The sequence below is a fragment of the Rhizobium sp. RHZ02 genome (genome assembly GCF_014851575.1).
GTDB lineage: Bacteria > Pseudomonadota > Alphaproteobacteria > Rhizobiales > Rhizobiaceae > Rhizobium > Rhizobium altiplani.
Map to the genome: position 1 here is coordinate 215,449 of NZ_JACUZX010000006.1, position 19,922 is coordinate 235,370.

Annotated in this window: 19 protein-coding genes; 6 read left to right on the forward strand and 13 right to left on the reverse strand. The window is 60.7% G+C overall.

What is annotated here, in order from left to right; genetic code table 11:
- The first annotated feature begins 178 nt into the window (after positions 1–178).
- Positions 179–1,066: a UTP--glucose-1-phosphate uridylyltransferase GalU gene (gene galU, locus IB244_RS12965; RefSeq protein WP_007797839.1), complete on the forward strand. Its 888-nt coding sequence runs from the start codon at positions 179–181 to the stop codon at positions 1,064–1,066.
- A 65-nt stretch (positions 1,067–1,131) separates the two neighbouring features.
- Here the strand turns inward: galU and IB244_RS12970 are convergent, their stop codons facing one another.
- On the reverse strand, positions 1,132–2,655 hold the full coding sequence (locus IB244_RS12970; protein WP_169682325.1) for an outer membrane beta-barrel protein: 1,524 nt from the start codon (positions 2,653–2,655) through the stop codon (positions 1,132–1,134).
- Positions 2,656–2,780: 125 nt separating this feature from the next.
- Here IB244_RS12970 and IB244_RS12975 point away from each other — a divergent pair, with 125 nt between their 5' ends.
- Positions 2,781–3,776, forward strand: coding sequence for an SIS domain-containing protein (locus IB244_RS12975; RefSeq protein WP_169682323.1), 996 nt, complete (start codon positions 2,781–2,783; stop codon positions 3,774–3,776).
- Here IB244_RS12975 and IB244_RS12980 read toward each other — a convergent pair whose 3' ends face one another.
- The gene (locus tag IB244_RS12980; RefSeq protein ID WP_018859916.1) at positions 3,777–4,232 is read right to left on the reverse strand and encodes an NfeD family protein; all 456 of its coding nucleotides are present in this window, start codon (positions 4,230–4,232) and stop codon (positions 3,777–3,779) included.
- 3 nt (positions 4,233–4,235) lie between these two features.
- A complete protein-coding gene (locus IB244_RS12985) occupies positions 4,236–5,243 on the reverse strand; it encodes an SPFH domain-containing protein (RefSeq protein ID WP_018859917.1) in 1,008 nt (335 codons plus the stop codon).
- Between the two features lie 203 nt (positions 5,244–5,446).
- On the opposite strand from IB244_RS12985, the gene queC reads away from it, so the two are divergent.
- The 3 genes from queC to queE are packed head-to-tail and all read left to right on the forward strand — an operon-like array spanning position 5,447 to position 7,247.
- Complete coding sequence (gene queC, locus IB244_RS12990; RefSeq protein WP_018859918.1) at positions 5,447–6,157, forward strand: 7-cyano-7-deazaguanine synthase QueC; 711 nt, start codon at positions 5,447–5,449, stop codon at positions 6,155–6,157.
- Positions 6,157–6,513 (forward strand): 6-carboxytetrahydropterin synthase QueD, encoded by a 357-nt coding sequence (queD, locus tag IB244_RS12995; protein ID WP_018859919.1) that lies wholly within the window; start codon positions 6,157–6,159, stop codon positions 6,511–6,513. The genes queC and queD overlap by 1 nt, the downstream gene beginning before the upstream one ends.
- Positions 6,510–7,247: a 7-carboxy-7-deazaguanine synthase QueE gene (gene queE / locus IB244_RS13000; RefSeq protein WP_113470646.1), complete on the forward strand. Its 738-nt coding sequence runs from the start codon at positions 6,510–6,512 to the stop codon at positions 7,245–7,247. Before queD ends, queE begins: the two co-directional genes overlap by 4 nt.
- On the opposite strand, the gene hemH is transcribed toward queE, so the two are convergent.
- The 7 genes from hemH to IB244_RS13035 form a co-directional block, all read right to left on the reverse strand.
- Positions 7,248–8,285, reverse strand: a complete 1,038-nt coding sequence (gene hemH / locus IB244_RS13005) for a ferrochelatase (protein ID WP_169682321.1) — start codon at positions 8,283–8,285, stop codon at positions 7,248–7,250.
- Positions 8,286–8,407: 122 nt separating this feature from the next.
- The gene (locus IB244_RS13010) at positions 8,408–10,291 is read right to left on the reverse strand and encodes a bifunctional metallophosphatase/5'-nucleotidase (protein ID WP_169682318.1); all 1,884 of its coding nucleotides are present in this window, start codon (positions 10,289–10,291) and stop codon (positions 8,408–8,410) included.
- A gap of 400 nt (positions 10,292–10,691) precedes the next feature.
- The gene (omp10, locus tag IB244_RS13015; RefSeq protein ID WP_018859923.1) at positions 10,692–11,060 is read right to left on the reverse strand and encodes an outer membrane lipoprotein Omp10; all 369 of its coding nucleotides are present in this window, start codon (positions 11,058–11,060) and stop codon (positions 10,692–10,694) included.
- Positions 11,061–11,230: 170 nt separating this feature from the next.
- On the reverse strand, positions 11,231–12,682 hold the full coding sequence (locus tag IB244_RS13020) for a homospermidine synthase (protein WP_062373039.1): 1,452 nt from the start codon (positions 12,680–12,682) through the stop codon (positions 11,231–11,233).
- A 133-nt stretch (positions 12,683–12,815) separates the two neighbouring features.
- Positions 12,816–13,691, reverse strand: coding sequence for a heme-dependent oxidative N-demethylase family protein (locus tag IB244_RS13025; RefSeq protein WP_192241591.1), 876 nt, complete (start codon positions 13,689–13,691; stop codon positions 12,816–12,818).
- A 100-nt stretch (positions 13,692–13,791) separates the two neighbouring features.
- Entirely contained in the window at positions 13,792–14,730 is a 939-nt protein-coding gene (locus tag IB244_RS13030) for an MBL fold metallo-hydrolase (RefSeq protein WP_409564061.1), read from the reverse strand.
- A gap of 180 nt (positions 14,731–14,910) precedes the next feature.
- Positions 14,911–15,195: a YciI family protein gene (locus tag IB244_RS13035; RefSeq protein ID WP_192304426.1), complete on the reverse strand. Its 285-nt coding sequence runs from the start codon at positions 15,193–15,195 to the stop codon at positions 14,911–14,913.
- A gap of 133 nt (positions 15,196–15,328) precedes the next feature.
- Between IB244_RS13035 and IB244_RS13040 the strand changes: the two genes are divergently transcribed.
- The gene (locus IB244_RS13040) at positions 15,329–16,237 is read left to right on the forward strand and encodes a sensor domain-containing diguanylate cyclase (RefSeq protein WP_169682311.1); all 909 of its coding nucleotides are present in this window, start codon (positions 15,329–15,331) and stop codon (positions 16,235–16,237) included.
- Here the strand turns inward: IB244_RS13040 and IB244_RS13045 are convergent.
- Genes IB244_RS13045 through IB244_RS13055 form a run of 3 tightly spaced genes read right to left on the reverse strand, consistent with a single transcriptional unit; the run spans position 16,234 to position 19,895 of the window.
- Positions 16,234–16,860 (reverse strand): aminotransferase class IV family protein, encoded by a 627-nt coding sequence (locus tag IB244_RS13045; protein ID WP_169682309.1) that lies wholly within the window; start codon positions 16,858–16,860, stop codon positions 16,234–16,236. The two genes, IB244_RS13040 and IB244_RS13045, sit on opposite strands and share 4 nt — an antisense overlap.
- Positions 16,857–18,017, reverse strand: a complete 1,161-nt coding sequence (locus tag IB244_RS13050; RefSeq protein WP_018856044.1) for an aminodeoxychorismate synthase component I — start codon at positions 18,015–18,017, stop codon at positions 16,857–16,859. Before IB244_RS13050 ends, IB244_RS13045 begins: the two co-directional genes overlap by 4 nt.
- 21 nt (positions 18,018–18,038) lie before the next feature.
- The gene (locus IB244_RS13055; protein ID WP_409564062.1) at positions 18,039–19,895 is read right to left on the reverse strand and encodes a M3 family oligoendopeptidase; all 1,857 of its coding nucleotides are present in this window, start codon (positions 19,893–19,895) and stop codon (positions 18,039–18,041) included.
- Positions 19,896–19,922: the final 27 nt, after the last annotated feature.

The window sequence follows — 19,922 nt, forward strand, 5'->3', positions numbered from 1 at the left end:
TTTCAGGCACAGCGGAGCGCAAATTTCCGCTCAGGCCTGAGACTACCTGAACGAAGTCAACAAATTCTTTACCATGACGTAGGAACGCAGTCACCATTTGCAAAACTGTAGCAAATCGCATCTAGTTCAATCAAAAATGCCTTTATTTCAAGCGGTGTAGTTATCGCAGGAGGATTGTGTGGCAGAGCATAAAAAAGTTCGCAAAGCTGTATTTCCGGTCGCGGGTCTCGGGACTCGCTTTCTCCCGGCCACCAAAGCCGTGCCGAAGGAAATGCTGACTGTCGTCGACAAACCGATCATTCAGTATGTGGTCGACGAAGCTTTGGAAGCGGGCATCGAGCATTTCGTTTTCGTCACAGGTCGTAACAAACACATCATCGAAGACTACTTCGATATCCATTTCGAGCTTGAGCAGACGCTGCGCGAGCGCAGCAAGCAGGCGGAAATGACGCTGCTTGCTGGCCAGCTTCCCAAGGCTGGTACGGTCAGCTTCACTCGTCAGCAGGAGCCGCTTGGCCTCGGCCATGCCGTCTGGTGTGCTCGCGAGATCGTCGGCAACGAGCCGTTTGCGCTGCTCTTGCCCGACATGATCATGAAGAGCGAAGGCAAGGGCTGCATGAAGGGCATGATCGACCTTTATGCCCAGAGCGGCGGCAACATCATCGCCGTCGAGGAATGCGCCCCGGATCAAGCTCACAAGTACGGCATCGTCGGCGTCGGCGAAGCGATCGGTGATGGCTTCCGCATCACCGGCATGGTCGAGAAGCCTGCCAAGGGCACGGCACCGTCGAACTATTTCATCAACGGCCGCTATATCCTGCAGCCTGAAGTCTTCAAGATCCTGGAAACCCAGGAACGAGGCGCTGGCAACGAAATCCAGCTGACCGACGGCATGCTGAAGCTGCTGAAGGACCAGACGTTCGCGGGCTATCACTTCCGCGGCACGACCTATGACTGCGGCGCCAAGGACGGCTTCATCCTGGCCAACGTGGCCTTCGCCCTGGAACGTGCGGACATCCGCCCGACCGTCGAGGAAGGCTTCAAGGCGCTGCTGAAGGGCCTCTGAAACCAGCCTGCCTGTCAAACGAATTAGTCCGCCTCCAAGGCTCCCACTTGGAGGCGGATTTCGTTTCAGTGCTTCAGTTTCACACCGACGCCGGCCCGCCATTGCTCGGAATCGCTGCTTGTCTTGCGGGACGTCAGCTCGTAGCCAATGGTGCTGGTCATATCGAGGTAGCGGTTGATGTTCCAGGTCAGCCCGGCGCTCGTGGTGTAGACCGTCTCGTCGCTGGTCGGGCTATCCGACGGATAGTCGCGATAGATGATGCCGCCGAGGACAGTGCCTGTCAGATTATCACGCAGTTGATGCGTGACGCCCGTCGTCAAAGCATGCGAAACGTAGCCGGATTCGCCAGCTGTGGTCGACGGGTTGATGCTTGTCAGCAGGCCGATGTTGACGTCCGTACCTCTGAGCGGCGACCAGAATAGCTGAGCATCCACCACGGCCGCGTCGATGTCCGAGAGGCGGTCGTCGTCGAAGGTGGCAGTCTGATAGCCAACCCCGACCTCGCCGCGGAGCTTTTCACCCAAATCGAGTTCGACGCCGACCTTGGCGCCATAGCTATCTCCCGACCTGCGGAAGCCGGCGGAATCGATACTCTCGTCATAGACCGTCTTGCCGACATTGCCTTCGATGAAGGGGATGAGAGCCGGGGAAAGCTCGTAGCCGATGCGGCCGCGGATCGTGCCGCTCGTCTCGTTGCGATCGGCCAGCGAAACGGTCGTTCCATCGGACAATGTCGCGTCGGAATAGATCGTACGGCTGACATCGATAGCGGTGTTGCCGCGCAGGATGCCGAAGTCGCGTTCGATCGAGGCGCCGGTGCTGAATTCCTGAACATCCGATTGCTGGTCCGCGTTCTGGATGGCATTCGGATCATCAGTGTCTTCGCGGTAGAAATGGTAGCCGCCGATGATATGTGCGGTCGTATCCTCGGGAAGATCGAGCCGCAGGTCGCCGTCGATCCTGAAATCCGGCTGTTCCTCGCCTTCGCCGCTGACGTTCTTCTGCCAGGCGCCGTCGGTGGTCACCGTGAGTTGGTGCAGCGCCCAGTCGGAGGTCATCGTGGCGTGCAGATCCGTTTCGAGGAAGCCACGCGTCTGTTTGATGCCGGCGTCCTTCTGCGTCTCGGTGTTGATGCTCTGGGTAACGGTCGGACGCAGGACGAAGGTGCCGATGCTGATGCCCGGCGTTTCCTCGGCCGCCGGATTCGGCTCCGGCTTGCGGGCCGGCAGCCGCTCGTCGAGCGGCGCTTCGCGCGTGTTGAGGCGTATCATGTCCTCATCGAGGATCGCACCGGTCGTCTCGTCGCTCGGTTTTTGATCGGCAGCCGCAATCGGCGCAGCAGTGGCTGCTGGCGCCGCATTGTCGGCCGTTGACATAGTGCCGGCCGGTGTTTCAGGGATATCGCTTTCATCCTCCACCGCCGCAGCAGCAGGTGCGGTGGACGAGCGGATCGAGCTGTTGGAAACGGGCGTCGACTGCGCAAGTACGGCGTGGGGCGCGAGGAAAGTGCCTGCCATCAGAGCCATGGACACGGCAAAGCCCGTCGCGCGGAGCGGCGTGAGACTGCTCGTGTCCTTCCAATGGCTCATGTGTATCCTGGCATGCGTCGAAGCGTTACCCGAACGTAAAGGCTTGTGGTTAACCATTCGTTGCGCTGCGATGCCCGTGAGGGCAGCCGATGGACACGGCGGATGAAAACCGCTAACGCAGTGCCATGATCAAGAGAGCGGTAAATGTCATCGAAAACGGTGTCCTGGAGTCTGCGAAACGGACAATCGGCACCGAGAGGCGGGCGCTTGAGGCCCTGGAGCGAGCTTTTGACGACGGCTTGGCCGGGCCTTTCATGCGGGCCGTCGAGACGATCAACGGCGTCACCGGTCGCGTCATCGTTACAGGCGTCGGCAAGAGCGGCCACATCGGTGTGAAGATCGCGGCGACGCTGGCGTCGACAGGAACGCCGGCCTTCTTTGTCCATGCGGCCGAGGCAAACCATGGCGATCTCGGGATGATCGGCACGACGGATATCGTCCTTGCCCTTTCCAAGGGCGGCGAAAGTGCCGAGCTTCGCAGCATCATCGGCTATACGCGCCGGTTCTCGATTCCGCTGATTGCCGTCACATGTTCCGAAAGATCGTCGCTTGCCACGGCATCCGACATTGTCCTGTTGATGCCGAACGAGGAAGAGGCCTGTCCGCATGGGCTGGCTCCGACCACTTCGACGCTGATGCAGCTCGCCATGGGCGATGCGCTTGCCATCGCGCTGCTTGAGGCACGAGGCTTTACGGCGCGCGACTTTCACGTGTTCCATCCGGGCGGCAAACTCGGGGCGAGTCTCAGCCATGTCGCCGATATCATGCATACGGGCGATCGCGTCCCGTTGGTGGCCAAGGGAACGCCGGTGCCGCTGGCGATCTCGACGTTGTCTCGGAAGCATTTCGGCTGCGTCGGTATTCTGGACGACGATGAGCGCCTCTGCGGCATCATCACGGAAGGCGACCTGGCACGCAACCTGACGCGCAACCTCTCCGAGCTCGTTGTCGACGATATCATGACGCGGACACCAAAGACGGTGAAGCCGACAGTGCTGGCAACGGCCGCGCTTGCCATGCTCAACCAGCACAGCATCGGAGCACTGATCGTGGTCGACGACGACAACCGCCCGATCGGGCTCGTGCACTTCCATGATCTGCTTCGGATCGGCGTGGCCTGATCAGACCTGTTCTACCGTCAGATCGCGCCCGCTGCTCGCCACCACCTTTACCTTGGTGCCTACAGGCAGGTCCGGGCCGTTTACGAGCCAGAACGTATCGTCGAGGCGAATACGACCGCGCCCTTCGCGGATGGGCTCCGCCAGCGTCGCGGTGCGCCCGATGAGGCTTTCGGCCCGCTGATTGAGGAAAGGCTGATCGGTTTCACCGTGCTGCAGGGTCAGCTTGCGGCCGACCACCGTTGCCACGACTGCAAGAAGCGCAAAGAGGATGGCCTGAACCTGCCAAAGCCAGAAGCTGCTGTCCCAGAACAGTAGCGACAGCATGCCGACGATAAGGGCGGCAAGCCCGATCCAGACAAGGAAGACGCCCGGCGCGATCAATTCTGCGGCCAGCAGCACCAAGCCGGCGATCCACCAGCTCCAGGGTCCGAGTTCCGCGACGAGGCTGGCGATCATGGCTCAGCGCTCCGTTGGCGGGTTGAAGGGGTTGACGGCCGGGGTGGTTCGCGGGGTTGACTGCTGGCGTGGTGGTGGCGGCGGCGTCGGGTTGTCGCCGAAGACCTCCCTGGCGATCGCTCCAATGCCGCCAAGCGAGCCGATGATGGACGAAGCCTCGACCGGCATCAGCACGACCTTCGAACTACCGGCGGTACCGATCGCGGTGAGAGCTTCGGTATATTTCTGGGCTACGAAATAGTTGACGGCCTGAATGTTGCCCGATGCAATCGCCTCCGACACCATCTTGGTTGCCTTGGCTTCTGCTTCGGCGAGGCGTTCTCGAGCCTCGGCGTTGCGGAAGGCGGCTTCGCGCTGACCCTCGGCCTGCAGGATTGCCGATTGCTTGGAGCCCTCGGCACGCAGGATCTGAGCGTTACGGGAGCCTTCGGCCTCCAGCACCTGCGCGCGCTTCTCGCGTTCGGCCTTCATCTGCCGCGCCATGGCGTCCACCAGGTCGCGTGGTGGCTGGATGTCCTTGATCTCGATGCGCGTCACCTTGATGCCCCAAGGCCGGACGGCATCGTCGACGACGTGCAGCAGCCGGTCGTTGATGGCATCACGGTTCGAGAGCAATTCGTCGAGATCCATCGACCCCATGACGGTACGGATGTTGGTCATCGTCAGGTTCAAGACGGCATTCTCGAGGTTCGCGACCTGATAGGCTGCCTCGGCGGCGTTGAGGACCTGGTAGAAAGCGACGGCGTCGGTCGAGATGGAGGCGTTATCCTTGGTTATAACCTCCTGGGTCGGCACGTTCAGGACCTGTTCCATGACGTTCATGCGGGCGCCGATACGCTCGATGAAGGGGGTGATGAGGTTGAGGCCGGGCTCCAGCGTGCGCGTATAGCGGCCGAAACGCTCGAGGGTGTAGCGGTAGCCCTGCGGCACGATCTTGATGCCTGCAAACAGCACGAGGATGACGAAGATCACCAGTGCTATGACGACGATATCGAAGCCACTCAGAACCATGAAACTCCCCCGCGATAGAATCGACTGATGCAACCTTAGACGAGCCGGCCTGAAACGCCAGCATCTTCGGCTGGCGAAGCTATCCGGTTTATGGATTCGATATGGGATGTCAGTCGACTATTCACAACGGGAGCGCTTTGCATTAGAAGGCGCGCAGGAAATACCGGTCGCAGCCCACCCGGTCAAAACAAGGGATCCTCATCATGAAGACGATCGTCATCTGCTCCGGCGGATTGGACTCCATTTCGCTCGCCCATCGCGTGGCGGCGGAGCATCAGCTTATCAGCCTGCTTTCCTTCGATTACGGACAGCGCCACCGCAAGGAACTGGACTTTGCCACAGCCTGCGCCAAGCGGCTCGGCGTACCGCACCAGATCATCGACATCCGCACCATCGGCCGGCACCTGACGGGTTCGGCCCTGACCGACGATGTCGACGTGCCCGACGGCCACTATGCCGAGGAGACGATGAAGGCGACCGTGGTGCCGAACCGCAACGCAATCATGCTTGCAATCGCGTTCGGTCTCGCAGCGGCCCAGAAAGCCGACGCGGTCGCCGTTGCCGTGCATGGCGGCGACCACTTCATCTATCCCGATTGCCGCCCGGGCTTCATCGATGCTTTCCAGGAGATGCAGAACCAGGCGCTGGATGGCTATGCCAGTGTTTCGCTGCTCGCTCCCTACGTCAACGTCTCGAAAGCCGATATCGTTACCGATGGTGCGAAATACGGGACGCCATTTGCCGAGACATGGTCCTGCTACAAGGGCGGTACGCGCCATTGCGGACGGTGCGGCACCTGCGTCGAGCGGCGCGAGGCCTTTCATCTGGCCGGCGTCGCCGACCCCACGGAATACGAGGATCCGGATTTCTGGGTGGCGGCCACAGCAGGCTATTCGGCCAGGGAGGTGAAGTGATGTTTCGCATCACCAAGGAGTTTCACTTTTCCGCGTCGCATCAGCTGACGCATCTGCCCGCCGATCACCAGTGTGCTCGCCTGCACGGTCACAACTATATCGTCGTGGTGGAACTGGCCGCCGCCGAACTCGACGAGAACGGCTTCGTTCGAGACTATCAAGAGCTTTCGCCGCTGAAGCGCTACATCGACGAGCGCTTCGACCATCGGCATCTGAATGAGGTGTTCGGCCATGATCGCGTGACCTCGGAATATCTCGCCAAGCACTTCTACGACTGGTGCAAGGAGCGACTGCCGGAGACTTCCGCCGTGCGCGTCAGCGAGACACCGAAGACCTGGGCGGAATACCGACCGTGAGCGGGGCTCGCGAGGCCCAGATCCGCGTCAGCGAGATCTTCGGGCCGACGATCCAGGGGGAAGGCGTCCTGATCGGCCTGCCGACCGTCTTCGTTCGCACCGGCGGCTGCGATTATCGCTGTTCTTGGTGCGACAGCCTGCATGCTGTGGATAGCGAGTATCGCGATCAATGGCTGCCGATGACCGTCGATGGCATATGGGCGGAGGTGACGCGGCTCTCCGGCGGCAAGCCTCTGATGGTCTCGCTTTCGGGTGGCAACCCGGCGATCCAGCCGCTTGGCGGTCTGATCGCGCATGGGCATGAGCAAGGCTACAGATTCGCGCTGGAAACGCAGGGGAGCGTCGCCAAGGAGTGGTTTGCCGATCTTGATGTGCTGGTGCTGAGCCCGAAGCCGCCCTCGAGCGGCATGGCGACGGATTGGGATGCGTTCGAGGTCTGTCTCAAGATGGCGGCCTGCGGGCCCGATATCGCGCTGAAGATCGTCGTCTTCGACGACCGCGACTATGCCTATGCCCGCGAGGCGGCGGCGCGCTATCCCGATCTGCCCGTCTATCTGCAGCCGGGGAACCACACGCCTCCGCCGCCTGACGACGACGATGCGCGCGTCGATATCGACGGTATCATGGACAGGATGCTGTGGCTGGTCGACAAGGTGACCGAGGACCGGTGGTTCGAGGCCCGTGTGCTGCCCCAGTTGCATGTTCTGCTCTGGGGCAACAAGCGCGGCGTCTGATCAGGCCCAGCCGAGCAGTTCGCGGCGAACGACCTTTTCGAGCACTCGCATGCCATCCTCGCTGTCGTTGAGGCAGGGGATGTGAGCGAACTTCTCGCCGCCATTCTCATGGAAGGAATGAGCGGCCTGCTCGGCGATTTCTTCCAGTGTCTCCAGACAGTCGGACACGAAACCGGGGTTCAGAACGGCGATCTTCTTGACGCCGTCTTGGGCCAGCTTCTCCACCGTCTTGTCGGTATAGGGCTGCAGCCACTCTTCCGGCCCGAAACGGGATTGGAAGGTCACCATGAACTTGTCTTCCGGCAGTCCCAGCCGTTCGCGCAGCAGGCGGCCGGTCTTCTGGCACTGGCAATAATAGGGATCGCCAAGCTTGAAATAGGACATAGGAATGCCGTGGAAGGAGGCGAGTACCATGTCCGGCTGCCAGTCGAGCGTCGCCAAATGGTTCTTCACCGAATTGGCAAGCGCTTCGATGTAGGTCTCGTCGTCGTGATAGTCAGGGACGGTCCGCAGCGCCGGCTGCCAGCGCATCTTCAGTAGCTGCTGGAAGGCCTTGTCGTTGACGGTTGCCGTCGTTGCGGCGGCGTATTGCGGATAAAGCGGGAAAAGAACGATGCGATCGCAACCCTCGTCCTTCAGCGCCTCGATGCGCGATGGAATCGAGGGCGTGCCATAGCGCATTGCCCATTCCACCTTCACGTTTGGCAGGTCCTTCAAGCGTTCGGCCATGAGATCGGACTGGTTGCGCGTGTAGGTGCGCAGGTAGCTCTCGTTCCTGTCCTTGTTCCAGATCGTCTCATAGGCCTTGCCCACCTTTTGCGGGCGCGTGTTGAGGACGATGCCGAAGAGGATCGGGTACCACTTCCAGGGTGACCACTCGATGACGCGCTTGTCGGTCAGGAATTCCTTCAGGTAACGGCGCATGGACGTGTAATCGGTGCCATCGGGCGTGCCCAGATTAACGAGCAGGACGCCGACCTTGCCTGATTTGACGGGCGGGTGGTCCACCGGGCGGTGCGCAGTTTCAATGGTCGTCATTTAAACCCTTGGTGTCTTGTCTGACCGGCTCACACGCAGCCGGACTTCGGTGGTTCACCCTATAGAAACAAAAGCCGGTCCGCGGAACCCCGGACCGGCTTTCAGAATCGAGACAAATCGTCTTACTTCGACGGAATCTGCAGTTCCTTACCGATCGTCAGGTGGCGTGGCGCCGGCGTGCCGTTGGCGTCGGAAATCTTCTTCCAGAGCGCGCCCTCGCCATAGAACTGCTTGGAGAGATCCCAAAGCGTATCGCCGGCGGCGATGACGTGGTTGGTCGGCGTATTCGGGGCGAGCGCTGCCGGAGCTGCCGCGGTGGGTGCCGTAGAAGCGGCCGGTGCTGCCGGGGAGGCGGGCGCGGCCTGTGCGGGTGCCGTCGTGGCAGCTGCCTGGGTACCGGAGGCTGCGACTTCGGTCACGCGACCGTCCGTATAAGGCTTGTAGGGCGAGTGCGCTGCAAGATATTCGGCAGTCACGTCGGCGAGGTCCGGTCCGAAGTCGTAGGCATTCTTGCCCGCCGTCTCGAAGATCGAGTAGCCATCGCCACCTGCACGCATGAAGTTGTTGGTGACGACGCCGTAGGTCTTAGCATCGTCGAGCACCACATAGGCGTCGCCTTCCTTCGCTTCGACGGAAACGAGGCGGCTGCCGGCAGGTTTGGTCTTATCGAAGGTGTATTTCAAGCCCGATACCTGAGGGAAACGGCCGGCGCCCTGTTCAATCTGGCTCAGGCCATTTTCGAGAGCCTTGCGGATATCGGCACCCGTCAGCTGGAAGGTCGCCAGCGTGTTCTGGAACGGCAGCACGGTGATGACTTCGCCCTGAGTGACGTCGCCGGCATCGATCGAGGCGCGCAGACCGCCGCCATTCTGGATGGCGACGCTCATGCCCTGGCTCTTGCCGCGGTCGAGCATGGCGTCGGCGACGAGGTTGCCCATTGAGCATTCCTCGACTCGGCAGACAGTGCGGTCGCCTTGGATCGGGGCTTCGCTGGAACCGATGACCTTCTTGCGCAGTTCTTCGATCGGCTTGGCGAGTTCGGCGATACGCGCGGTGAGGCTCGGATCCGGAGTGAAGGAGAAATCGATCAGGATCGGGTCGCCCTTGGCGTCCTTGACGACGCCGTTGTCATCGAAGGTGACGACGAGGTCGCCGAGATACTTGCTGTACGATGCCGCCTGAACCACCGGCACCTTGTAGCCGCCGGGATTGTCGACCATCGTCGGGTAGGGGCCTTCCGCCTTCGGGTCGGTGTTGGACAGCAGGCTGTGCGAATGGCCGCCGACGACGACGTCGACATCGGGGATCTTGGCGATGGCTGCGAGGTCGCGCGGATAGCCGACATGGGTCAGCGCGATGATCTTGTTGATGCCTTGCTTCTTCAAGTCTTCGACGGCCGCGGTGATGGTCTGCACGTCGTCGGCGATCATCACCTTCGGGCCGGGCGAGGACAGTTCTTCGGTATCGTTGGTCACGGCGCCGACGATGCCAATCTTCTGGCCGCCGACCTCGAGCACCAGCGAAGGCTTGATGCGATCGCCGAGCTTGGAGCCGTCACCGGCCAGGACATTGGCCGAAATGACTGGGAATTGCACCTTGTCGAGGAAGGTCGCCAGGCCATCCTCGCTGTCGTCGAACTCGTGGTTGCCGACGGTCATGACGTCGAACTTCATGTCATTCAGCATTTCGGCTTCGACCGCGCCCTTGTAGGTCGTGTAGAAGAGCGATCCCTGGAAATTGTCGCCGGCATTCAGCAGCAGCGTGTTCTTGCCGTTCAGGGCGGCGCGACGCTGGTCGATCGCGGTCTTCAGGCGGGCGGCGCCGCCGAAGCATTCCTTCTTGCCTTCTTCCTCGGCCGAGCAGGTGGAATCGAACTTGTTGATCGACTCGATGCGCGAATGGAAATCGTTGATGTGAAGGATATTGAGTTCGTAATCGGCAAAAGCGGCGCTGCTTGACAGCGCCAACATCGACGCGGTCAACAGACCGAACTGAAAATTCGTCATCCTGCTCTCCTGATTTTTCGGCGAAGCCATATCCCCTGCGCTCCGCCGTCCCTAGGTGATCAATGTTTCCACCAAGCATTTAGCGGCGGCAAGAGAAAAAGCTGTGACAGAAGCGGCGCATTCCAAGGGCGGTAAACGAAAAACCTCGCGAGAGGCTGCTTTCAACAAACCCTAGAGCTGCTTTCTTTTTTCGAACGAGGAAAATCCGCTCAGGCTGCGAACGCAGTCATCCTCTGAAACCGGCTTGTTGAGAATTTGAGGACGGCCAGCGTGATCTCGCGGCAGCAACGTGACGTCAATCGGTCGCCCGACCCCGTTCTATAAATAACGGCGGTCGCGTCCTCGGGGCCTTTTGGCAGACCAGAACCATTTAGTCCAACGCAAATCGAACCTTACAGCTCTACATGCGGCGCGTAAGCGTGAATTGGGAACCGGCGTCGGAGGTGCAATTGAGCTGGCTCTGGGTCACCAGCGCGCAGTTGACCTTGGATTGCGTCTTGCGCACCAGCGAGGTCATGTTGATCTCGACCAGCGACGGGGAGGTGTTCACATAAGTGCCCGACGCGAGAAGCTGGTTGCTGTCGGTCGTGCGCGTGGTGAAGGTTCCGGCCTGGAATGTGGAGATGATGCCGTTCGGATCCGACCATGAACCCTCAACGCCTGTCTGAGCCGGGGTTGCAGCGACCGGTACCGGGCGCGGCGACGACGTGGTGCAGGCGCTCAACGCCGCGGACGCGCCGATGAGGACAAGGAGGGGTCTGATTCTCATGAGTTTCTCCCGGGGCTTCGGAACGAGAACTATCCGTGTGGTTGTGAAACACATGGCGCGAGCCGGTAGTTAAGGCAAGACTTCAAGGTCTCATGACGGCATTTATACAGCAGGCGTTACAAAAATGCCCGCCGCAAGGCGGGCATCTTCAAATGCGGTTCGGGCTGGCATCAGCGAACGAGGATGTTCTTGAACTGCCACGGATCCTTGGTGTCGATCTCTTCCGGGAAGAGCCCCGGGCGACCTTCCAGCGGCGTCCACTCGGTGTAGTGGCCTTCGACCGGGCCGAGGTACCGGCTCTGCACCTCGAGGCAGCGCTTGTAGTCGATTTCGTCGGCTTCGACGATACCGGCCGTCGGATTTTCAAGGGCCCAGACCATGCCGGCGAGAACGGCGGAGGTGACCTGCATGCCCGTCGCGTTCTGGTAAGGCGCGATGCGGCGCGTTTCCTCCAGCGACAGGCGGGAACCGTACCAGTAAGCGTTCTTCTCATGGCCGTAGAGCAGGACGCCGAGTTCGTCGATGCCGTCCTCCAACTCGTCCTCGTCGAGAACGTGGTGAACCGGCTGCGGGTTGCCGCCGTTGCCGAACATCTCATGCATCGAGAGAACCGCGTCGTTCGCCGGATGGTAGGCGTAGTGGCAGGTCGGACGGAAGGTGACTTCGCCGTCCTTGTCGCGAACGGTGAAGAAGTCGGCGATCGAGATCGCCTCGTTGTGCGTTACGAGGAAGCCGTACTGCGGACCGGGGGTCGGGCACCACGTGCGGACGCGAGTGTTGGCGCCCGGCTGCTCGAGGTAGATACCAGCCTTGCAACCCTTCTTGTGCTTCTTGCCGTTCTTCGGCATCCAGTTTTCGTGGGTGCCCCAGCCGAGTTCGGCCGGCTGCAAGCCTTCGGAGATGAAGCCTTCAACCGACCAGGTGTTCCAGAAGACGTTAAGCGGCTTCGGATGCTTGGTACGCTGCGTGTCGCGCTCGGCGATGTGGATGCCCTTGACGCCGACCTTCTTCATCAGCTTCGCCCAGCCTTCGCGGTCGTGCTGATCCGGCTCTTCGAACTTCACACCGATATCGTTGGCGAGGTTGACGAGCGCCTTCTTGACGAACCACGAAACCATACCCGGGTTTGCGCCGCAGGTGGAGACAGCAGTCGGACCGCCCGGGTTCTTCGCCTTTTCCTTGCGAAGAGTTTCACGCAGTGCGTAGTTGGTGCGGTCGGCATTCTTCATGCTCTTGTCGAAGTAGAAACCGAGCCAGGGCTCGATGACGGTATCGATGTAGAGAGCGCCGAGCTTGCGGCAGAGCTTCATCAGGTCGACCGAACCGGTGTCGACGGAGAGATTGACGCAAAAACCCTGGCCACTGCCTTCGGTCAGAAGCGGTTTCAGCAGTTCCTTGTAGTTTTCCTTCGTGACATGAGCCTTGATGTGCTTCACGCCATGCTTTGCCATGATTTCGGTGTGATCTGCGTCGTCGCGCGGGTCGATGACTACCATCCGGCTCTTGTCGAATTTGAAGTGGCGCTCGATCAGCGGCAGGGTACCGCGGCCGATGGAGCCAAAGCCGATCATCACGATCGGGCCAGTAATTTCGGCATATACCGGGTGGGTTTGTTCCGTCATTCTTTCTTTTCTCCTGTGGAAGGCGACGAAGGCGATGGGCCTTTAGGAATTCATCTGGAAATTGCGCAGAGAATGCGAGATTATCGGCTCTAACCACAAAACGGCGTCACAATAAAGAGCAAGAGCATAAAACTCAGGCGGGAGAGAGGGTGTCCGCGAGCGCTCGAAGCTTCGCGACGAGTTCGGCCTTCTGCAGTATCAGACCTTTATAGGCCGCCTGCTGCTCATCGAGACTATCCAGCTGCGCGGCGAAGCTTCCGGCAAGTTTGGCGGCATTCGGGTGGTCGGCGATCGCGGCTATCGAATCGACATAGACGCGGATGGTAAACAGAATATCGCCCGACTTCGGCAGTTTGTGCAGCGTCTGGCGCTCGACGCGAGCAAAGCGCTCGGCGAGCGTGAACGGGTCGGCCGACGGCGGGCGGCGGTGTTTGGAGAGTGGCAAAAATAGTTCATCCGTGACGTTCACGGACCAGTTCAGCCGTTCCACAGGTTGCGAAACCTGCAGGTTATCGAAGATGCGGGTGATGAGTGTCGCGTTACGCGTACCTTCGCCGAAACCGGGCACGTCGGCGTGAATTGCCTGCATCGGGCGACCGAACTTCTCCTGCAGCGACCATGAGGACGGGAAGGCGACAAAGCCGGCGACAAGATGCCAGCCGTCTTCCCTACGTCGCATGATGACGAGATCGTCCTGCACCAGCAGGCCGGCACGCAGCAGGGGCGGTGCATCCCGCTCGGTTGCATGGGCAACGCTGTCGGCAAGCTTCGGATGATATTCCGCAAGATAAGCCAGCAGGAGATCGAAGACCTCCTGCTGTGCTTCCGCGGTATCCGCCTCGGCAACGAAGATCTCGTCGCGATGTGTCTCGATCAGGCGTCGTTTCTCGCCGACATAGCGGGCCCAATCGTCATCCGGCTCGATCCAGCGGCTAGGATCGAGCGGCATCAAACCGATGGTGAAAGGCCGGGCGGAGCCGCCATAGGGTGTATAGGTCAGAGGCGTCATGATCGCACTCTATGCCGCCAATGTCCCCCGATGGAAGACCGTCCGCCACAGACTGTCCGGATGGGGCCAGATTTGGCTCATGCCCTGACCCGACAAGCCCTCAGTAGTCCCAGAAGACCGGCACCCAACGAAAATCGTCGCCCTCGACTGCAACGTGGCCAACGGACGGGAACGGCAGATGAGTAGCCACCAGCAGTCCGCCGGTCTCCGCCAGCTCCCGCAAAAGTCGGACCCGGACGCGGGCCGCTTCTTCTGGATCGTGTTCGAAACCGTTATACCAGTCGGGGTGTTCGAACCCGACCGCGAACACGGCGTCGCCGGCAAACATCAGCCGATCGTTGCCGGACGCCACGCGGACCACGCTGTGCCCAGGGGTGTGACCGCCGGTACGTGTGGCGACCACGCCCGGCGCTACCGCTTGCTCTTCATCGAACAGCCGCAGATGGCTGCGGTATTCTTCCGTGAAACGTTTGGCGGCCGCCCGAAGCGCGTCCGGGAACCCCGGCGGCATCGAGACGCGGGAGAAATCGGGCGACTCCCAGAATTTGACCTCGGCGGCCGCCACGTGAATCCGCAGGTCCGGCCGCAGCCGTTCCTTCACTCCGTCGACGAGCAGCCCGCCAACATGGTCCATGTGCATGTGGGTGAGCACGATGTCGGTGACGGATCCAAGATCGATGCCAGCCGCCTCCAGTCGCTTGGTCAACTGCCCGGCCCGCGGCAAGTTCAAGTCCGGGTCCAATCCCAGCCCAGCGTCGATGAGTATGGTCTGCCCGCCGCTGCGCACCACGACCACGTTCAGCGCCCAGTCGAAAGCGTCCGGCGGCAGGAACATGTCCTTAAGCCAAGCCGCCCGGGCGGTCGGGTCGGCGTTATGTCCCAACATCGCGGTTGGAAGCGGCAGTACCCCATCGCTGACCACCAGCACGTCAATCTCACCGACCCGGACCGCGTAGCGCGACGGGACCAACTCTTCGGGCCGCAATCTTCCGGGCTGTGAGGTGTTGTTCTGGGTCATACCTGACTTCTGCTGACCCATCGTACCGCGTTTTGCTTCAGCCTGTGACATAATGCGCTCCTGTCTTTCGTGAGAGACATATCGGGCAACGGACCATGCGGACTCTATGGTGAAGCGTTTTGGCGGTCGAGGTACACCTAAGTTTGGGGCGGCCCGTGCTCCAAGTAGAGCACAGTGAATTGGCGGTGCGCCGGTTGTGAATCAGCCCTTTAAAATATCCAATCCCTCGATAGTCGTGGTGATGGCGACCTCGGTGATCTCGTATTCGGCGATGCCATGCACCGTGAAGGGATCTTTTGCGACGTAGGCCTCGATTTCGGCATGCTGACCGACCGCGAGCACCACGCCGCCAGTTCGCGGCACCTTGCGGCCGGAGGCGAGGAGCCAGCCTTTTGCATAGCCTTCCTTGACCCAGGCCATATGCGGCTCCATATGCCTGTCGGCTTCCTCGTTCGGCTTCACATAGGTCAGGGCGAGGATGAACATCGCAGAATTTCCTTTCGGGGTGTTGTGTTCCGATGCATGTGAATATTCAATCGGCGCCGAGCCATCCATCTTCTTTTTTGAGCTCTGCGCCAAAGTGCGAACCATTGTTTGCAGCGTGCCCCGGAACAATTGGATGAACCAGATATCTGAGCGGCTTGCCGAATTGCAGGAAGAAAGCGCGGTCCTGATCGCCGTTTACGATCAGGAAGACCGGTTGCGCTATGCAAATGCTGCCTTTCGTTCGACTTTCGCCATCGAACCGGACGAGACTCCCTTGTGGTCGGAACTCATGCGGCGCAATACGAAGGCGGGCAAGGGGACGATCATTCGCACTGCTGATTTCGAGACTTGGCTCGTTTCCGCGCAATCGCGCCGGGGCAAGCTGCCGTTCAGGGCGTTCGAAACCGACGTCGTCGACGGTCGCTGGTTCTGGATGACCGAGACCGTGCAGAAAGACGGCTGGATGCTTTGTGTTGCTAGCGACATCACCTCTCTGAAGCAAAGCGGGCGAGACGTACGGCAGGACCGCGACTTTGCGCTGCGGGCCTCGCAGACGGATGAGTTGACCAGTATTTCCAACCGTCGCTTCATGATGGCGGCGCTGGAGAGCCTGATCGCGGGGCAGGCCTCTGCCAATCCCGGCACTGTGGGCTGCATCTGCATCATCGACCTTGATTTCTTCAAGCGCATCAATGACATCTATGGCCACCAGTTCGGCGACGATGTGCTGATTGATTTCTCACGCCGCGTGCAGCCGGTTATCCGCCGACGTGACAGCTTCGGGCGGATCGGCGGCGAGGAATTCATGTTGATCCTGCCGGATACGACCCTGGCGCAGGCCGAACTGATCATAGAACGCCTCATCGGAATGGTGCGCGGCGCGCGTCCTATACCCACCGCACCGTCCTTCTCTTACACCTGCTCTGCAGGGTTGGCGGAGTTGCGGCCAGGAGAGACGGCGCGCGAGGTCTATGCCCGCGCCGACGAAGCCCTGTATCACGCCAAGCAAAGCGGCCGCGATCGGTTGAAGATCGTGGCCTAGCTGAGGAGGCGGGCCGGTATCAGTCCGCGCAACGAATTACCCATATAGAGTGTTCCGGCTGTCAGATCGTGGACAGAGATGCGTCCAACCCGCGCCTTGCGCTGGCAGATCAACTCGGTGCGCAAGACGCCGGCGAGCAGGCCGCAGGAGATTGGTGGCGTGCGCAACACGCCTGATCCGTCGTCGAGAAAGACTGAGGTGATGGTGCCTTCGCAGACCTCGCCGCGCTCGTTCAGAAGCAGAACTTCGTCAACTTCGGACGACGGATAGTCGGCGCGTGCGGTCTCGTAGACACCACGGCGCGTCGTTTTCATCCGCAGCAATTTGTCGGCGGAATCGAGACGGGTTTCGGCAATCCGGACCTTCCATGTGGTGCCTTCTGGGATCGGCGCGAAGGGAGCCGTGGTGATCTCGATCTGCCCCAGCCGGTCGAGCGTCAGACGCGTTCGCCGTGCCGTTGTGGCGCAGCTAACCGCTTCTTTCAGTTTCGCGGTAGCATCCGTGGGGTCTGGAAAGCCGATGCGGCGCGCGGAGCGGGAGAGGCGCGCCAGGTGCAGGCGCAGCCTGACGAAACCGGCTTCGGGTTCCCAACGCAGTGTTTCGAGCAGCGAGAAGTCGTTCATCGCACGATCTCCTGATCGCCGATCGCAAACCGCGCTTTCAGCAGGCACTCCTCGTATTCGGCTTCGGCGGTGGAATCAAAGACGATGCCGCCGCCGACGTTGAAGACCGCCTTGCCATCGGAAAAGAGGCTAATGGTGCGGATCGCCACCGAGAAGCGCATGCCGCCGCCGGGCGCAATCATGCCGATCGCGCCGCAATAGGCGTCGCGCGGTGTGTCTTCCAGCGCGTGCAGGATCTGCATGGCACTGAGTTTTGGGGCGCCGGTGATCGATCCGCAGGGAAAGAGGGCAGCGAAGATATCGCGAATGGTCAGATTCGGAAGGAGTTTCGCCTGCACGTGGCTGACCATCTGGTGGACGGTCGGATAGGTCTCGATGTCGAAGAGTTTCGGGACATCCAGGGTGCCGACCTCCGTGATGCGCGAGATGTCGTTGCGCAGCAGATCGACGATCATGCGGTTTTCGGCTTGCGTCTTTATGTCGTCGCGCATCGCGGCGACGATTGCCGCGTCCTCGGTATCATCGGCCCCGCGTTTTGCCGTTCCCTTCATCGGATGTGTTTCGATCCAGCCCTCTTCGTCGGTGCGGAAGAAGAGCTCGGGCGAGCGTGAAAGCAGGATGGGGCCGCCGAGATCGACCAGCGCGCCGTATTTCACAGGCTGCCTCGAAATCAGCGACCAGAAGGCGTCGCGCGGATCGCCGGACCAGCGGGCGGTGATCGGCATGGTGAGGTTTGCCTGGTAGCAATCGCCCTGACGTAGGTGCCAATGCAGGCGATCGAATCGCTCTTTATATCGAGCAAAGTCCCAACCGGCCTTGGGCTCGCTCAGGAATTCGTCGTTTTCGCTGCGGTGTGTCTGCTGCGCGAGAGGATGGATACCGGCTTCGGGAGTATCGAAGACGCCGAAGGCGAGCAGCGGCGTCTCCCGGCCTTCAGGCAGGAAAGCGGCGAGCTTTTCCTCGAAGAGGTAGCCGGCTTCATAAGCCATGTAGCCCGCCAGCCATTTGCCAGCGGCTTTTGCCTCTTCCATACGGGCAAGGCCCGCAAGGAACTCGGCGCGCGTCCGGGCAATGATGATCTCCGACGGATCGGAAAAGAGCATCACTTGCCCGGTCGTGTCATCCCGGAACAGAACGTAGCGTTCAGCCTTGGTCATGCCTGCCTTTGGATCGAGAGCTTATGCGCTCTTATCAAGTGCTTCCAATTCGTCGATCAGCCTTTCGATCATCGACAACCCCTTGCTCCAGAACGACGGATCGGTGGCGTCGAGGCCGAATGGCTTCAAAAGCTCCGAATGATGCTTGGTGCCGCCCGCCTTCAGAAGCTCGAAATACTTCTCCTGAAAGCCCTTGTCGGCCTTCTGGTAGACGGCATAGAGCGAGTTCACCAGGCAATCGCCGAAGGCGTAGGCGTAGACGTAGAAGGGCGAGTGGATGAAGTGCGGGATATAAGCCCAGTAGGTCTCGTAGCCTTCCGAGATCTTGATCGCCGGCCCGAGGCTTTCGGATTGCACTGAGAGCCAGAGTTCTCCGATATCATCCGATGTCAGTTCGCCGGCCTTGCGGGCGGTGTGGACTTTGCGCTCGAACTCGTAGAAGGCGATTTGGCGCACGACCGTATTGATCATGTCCTCGACCTTCTGGGCAAGCATCGCCTTGCGCTCACGCTTGTCCTTGGTCTTGTCGAGAAGGGCGCGGAAAGTCAGCATTTCGCCGAAGACGGATGCGGTTTCGGCAAGCGTCAGCGGCGTCTGGCACATAAGCGCGCCCTGGGCGCCGGCCAGAACCTGATGGACGCCATGGCCAAGCTCGTGGGCGAGCGTCATCACGTCGCGCGGCTTGCCGAGATAGTTGACGAGCACATAGGGGTGCGCCGACGGAACGGTCGGGTGCGCGAAGGCGCCGGGCGCCTTGCCGGGGCGGACGGGGGCGTCGATCCACTGCTCGTCGAAGAAGCGCTTGGCGATTGCGGCCATCTCCGGCGCAAAGTTGCCATAGGCCGACAGCACCGTGTCCTTCGCCTCGTTCCAGGAAATCACGGCATTGGAGGTTTCCGGCAGCGGTGCGTTGCGGTCCCAGAAGTTCATTTGGTCCATGCCGAGCCATTTTGCCTTCATCTTGTAGTATCGGTGCGAGAGGCGGGGATAGGCTTCCTTGACGGCAGCCGCCAGCGCGTCGACCACCTCGCGCTCGACACGGTTGGCAAGATGCCTGCTGTCAGCAATGTCCTCGAAGCCGCGCCAGCGGTCCGAGATGTCCTTATCCTTGGCGAGCGTGTTGGTGATCAGCGCGAAGATGCGCAGGTTTTCCTTGAAGGTCTTCGCCAGCGCCATCGCAGCCTTATGGCGAACCTCAGGATCCTTTTCCTGGAGCATGTTCAGCGTGACTTCGAGCGGCAGCTTCTCGCCGTCGACCTCGAAGCGCAGGTCCGCCATCGTCTCGTCGAACAGGCGGTTAAAGGCAGCCGCCGAGGTCATCGATTTTTCTAGGAACAGCTGTTCGAGCTTGTCTTCCAGCTGATAGGGCTTGTCCTTGCGCAGGTCGATGAGCCAGGGTCGGTAGTGGCCGGCATCCGGGTCGTTTGCCATGCAGGCATTGATGACGGCGTCGTCGATGCGATTGAGTTCAAGCGCAAAAAACAACAGATGGCTGGAGAATTCGGTGATCTTTGTCTGGGCGTCACCATAGAGCTTGCCGTTCACCGGGTTCGATGTGTCGGAGAAATAAGTAAGGCCGGCAAAGGAGCCGAGGCGCCCGATAATGTCGTCCAGCGCCTCATACTCCTTCAGTGCCTGACCGATGCCCTCGGCGCCTTTTTTTGTCGCGGCATCGGCAAGCTTGCCCTTCCACTTCTCTTCGAAGGCGATTGCCTGTCTGCCGGCCTTCTCCATGTCGGCGGTAAAGGCCGTGGACGTTGCGGAGGGGTAGAGATCCTGCAGCTTCCAGGTCGGCAGTTCGCCCAGAGCGGCGTCGGTCGCGGAGGCAGCAGAACTTGCCGAAAAATTAATGGCGGTGCCGGAGAGCGTGTTTTTCATCATCGGGGTCCTCTTCCTCTTTTGCGA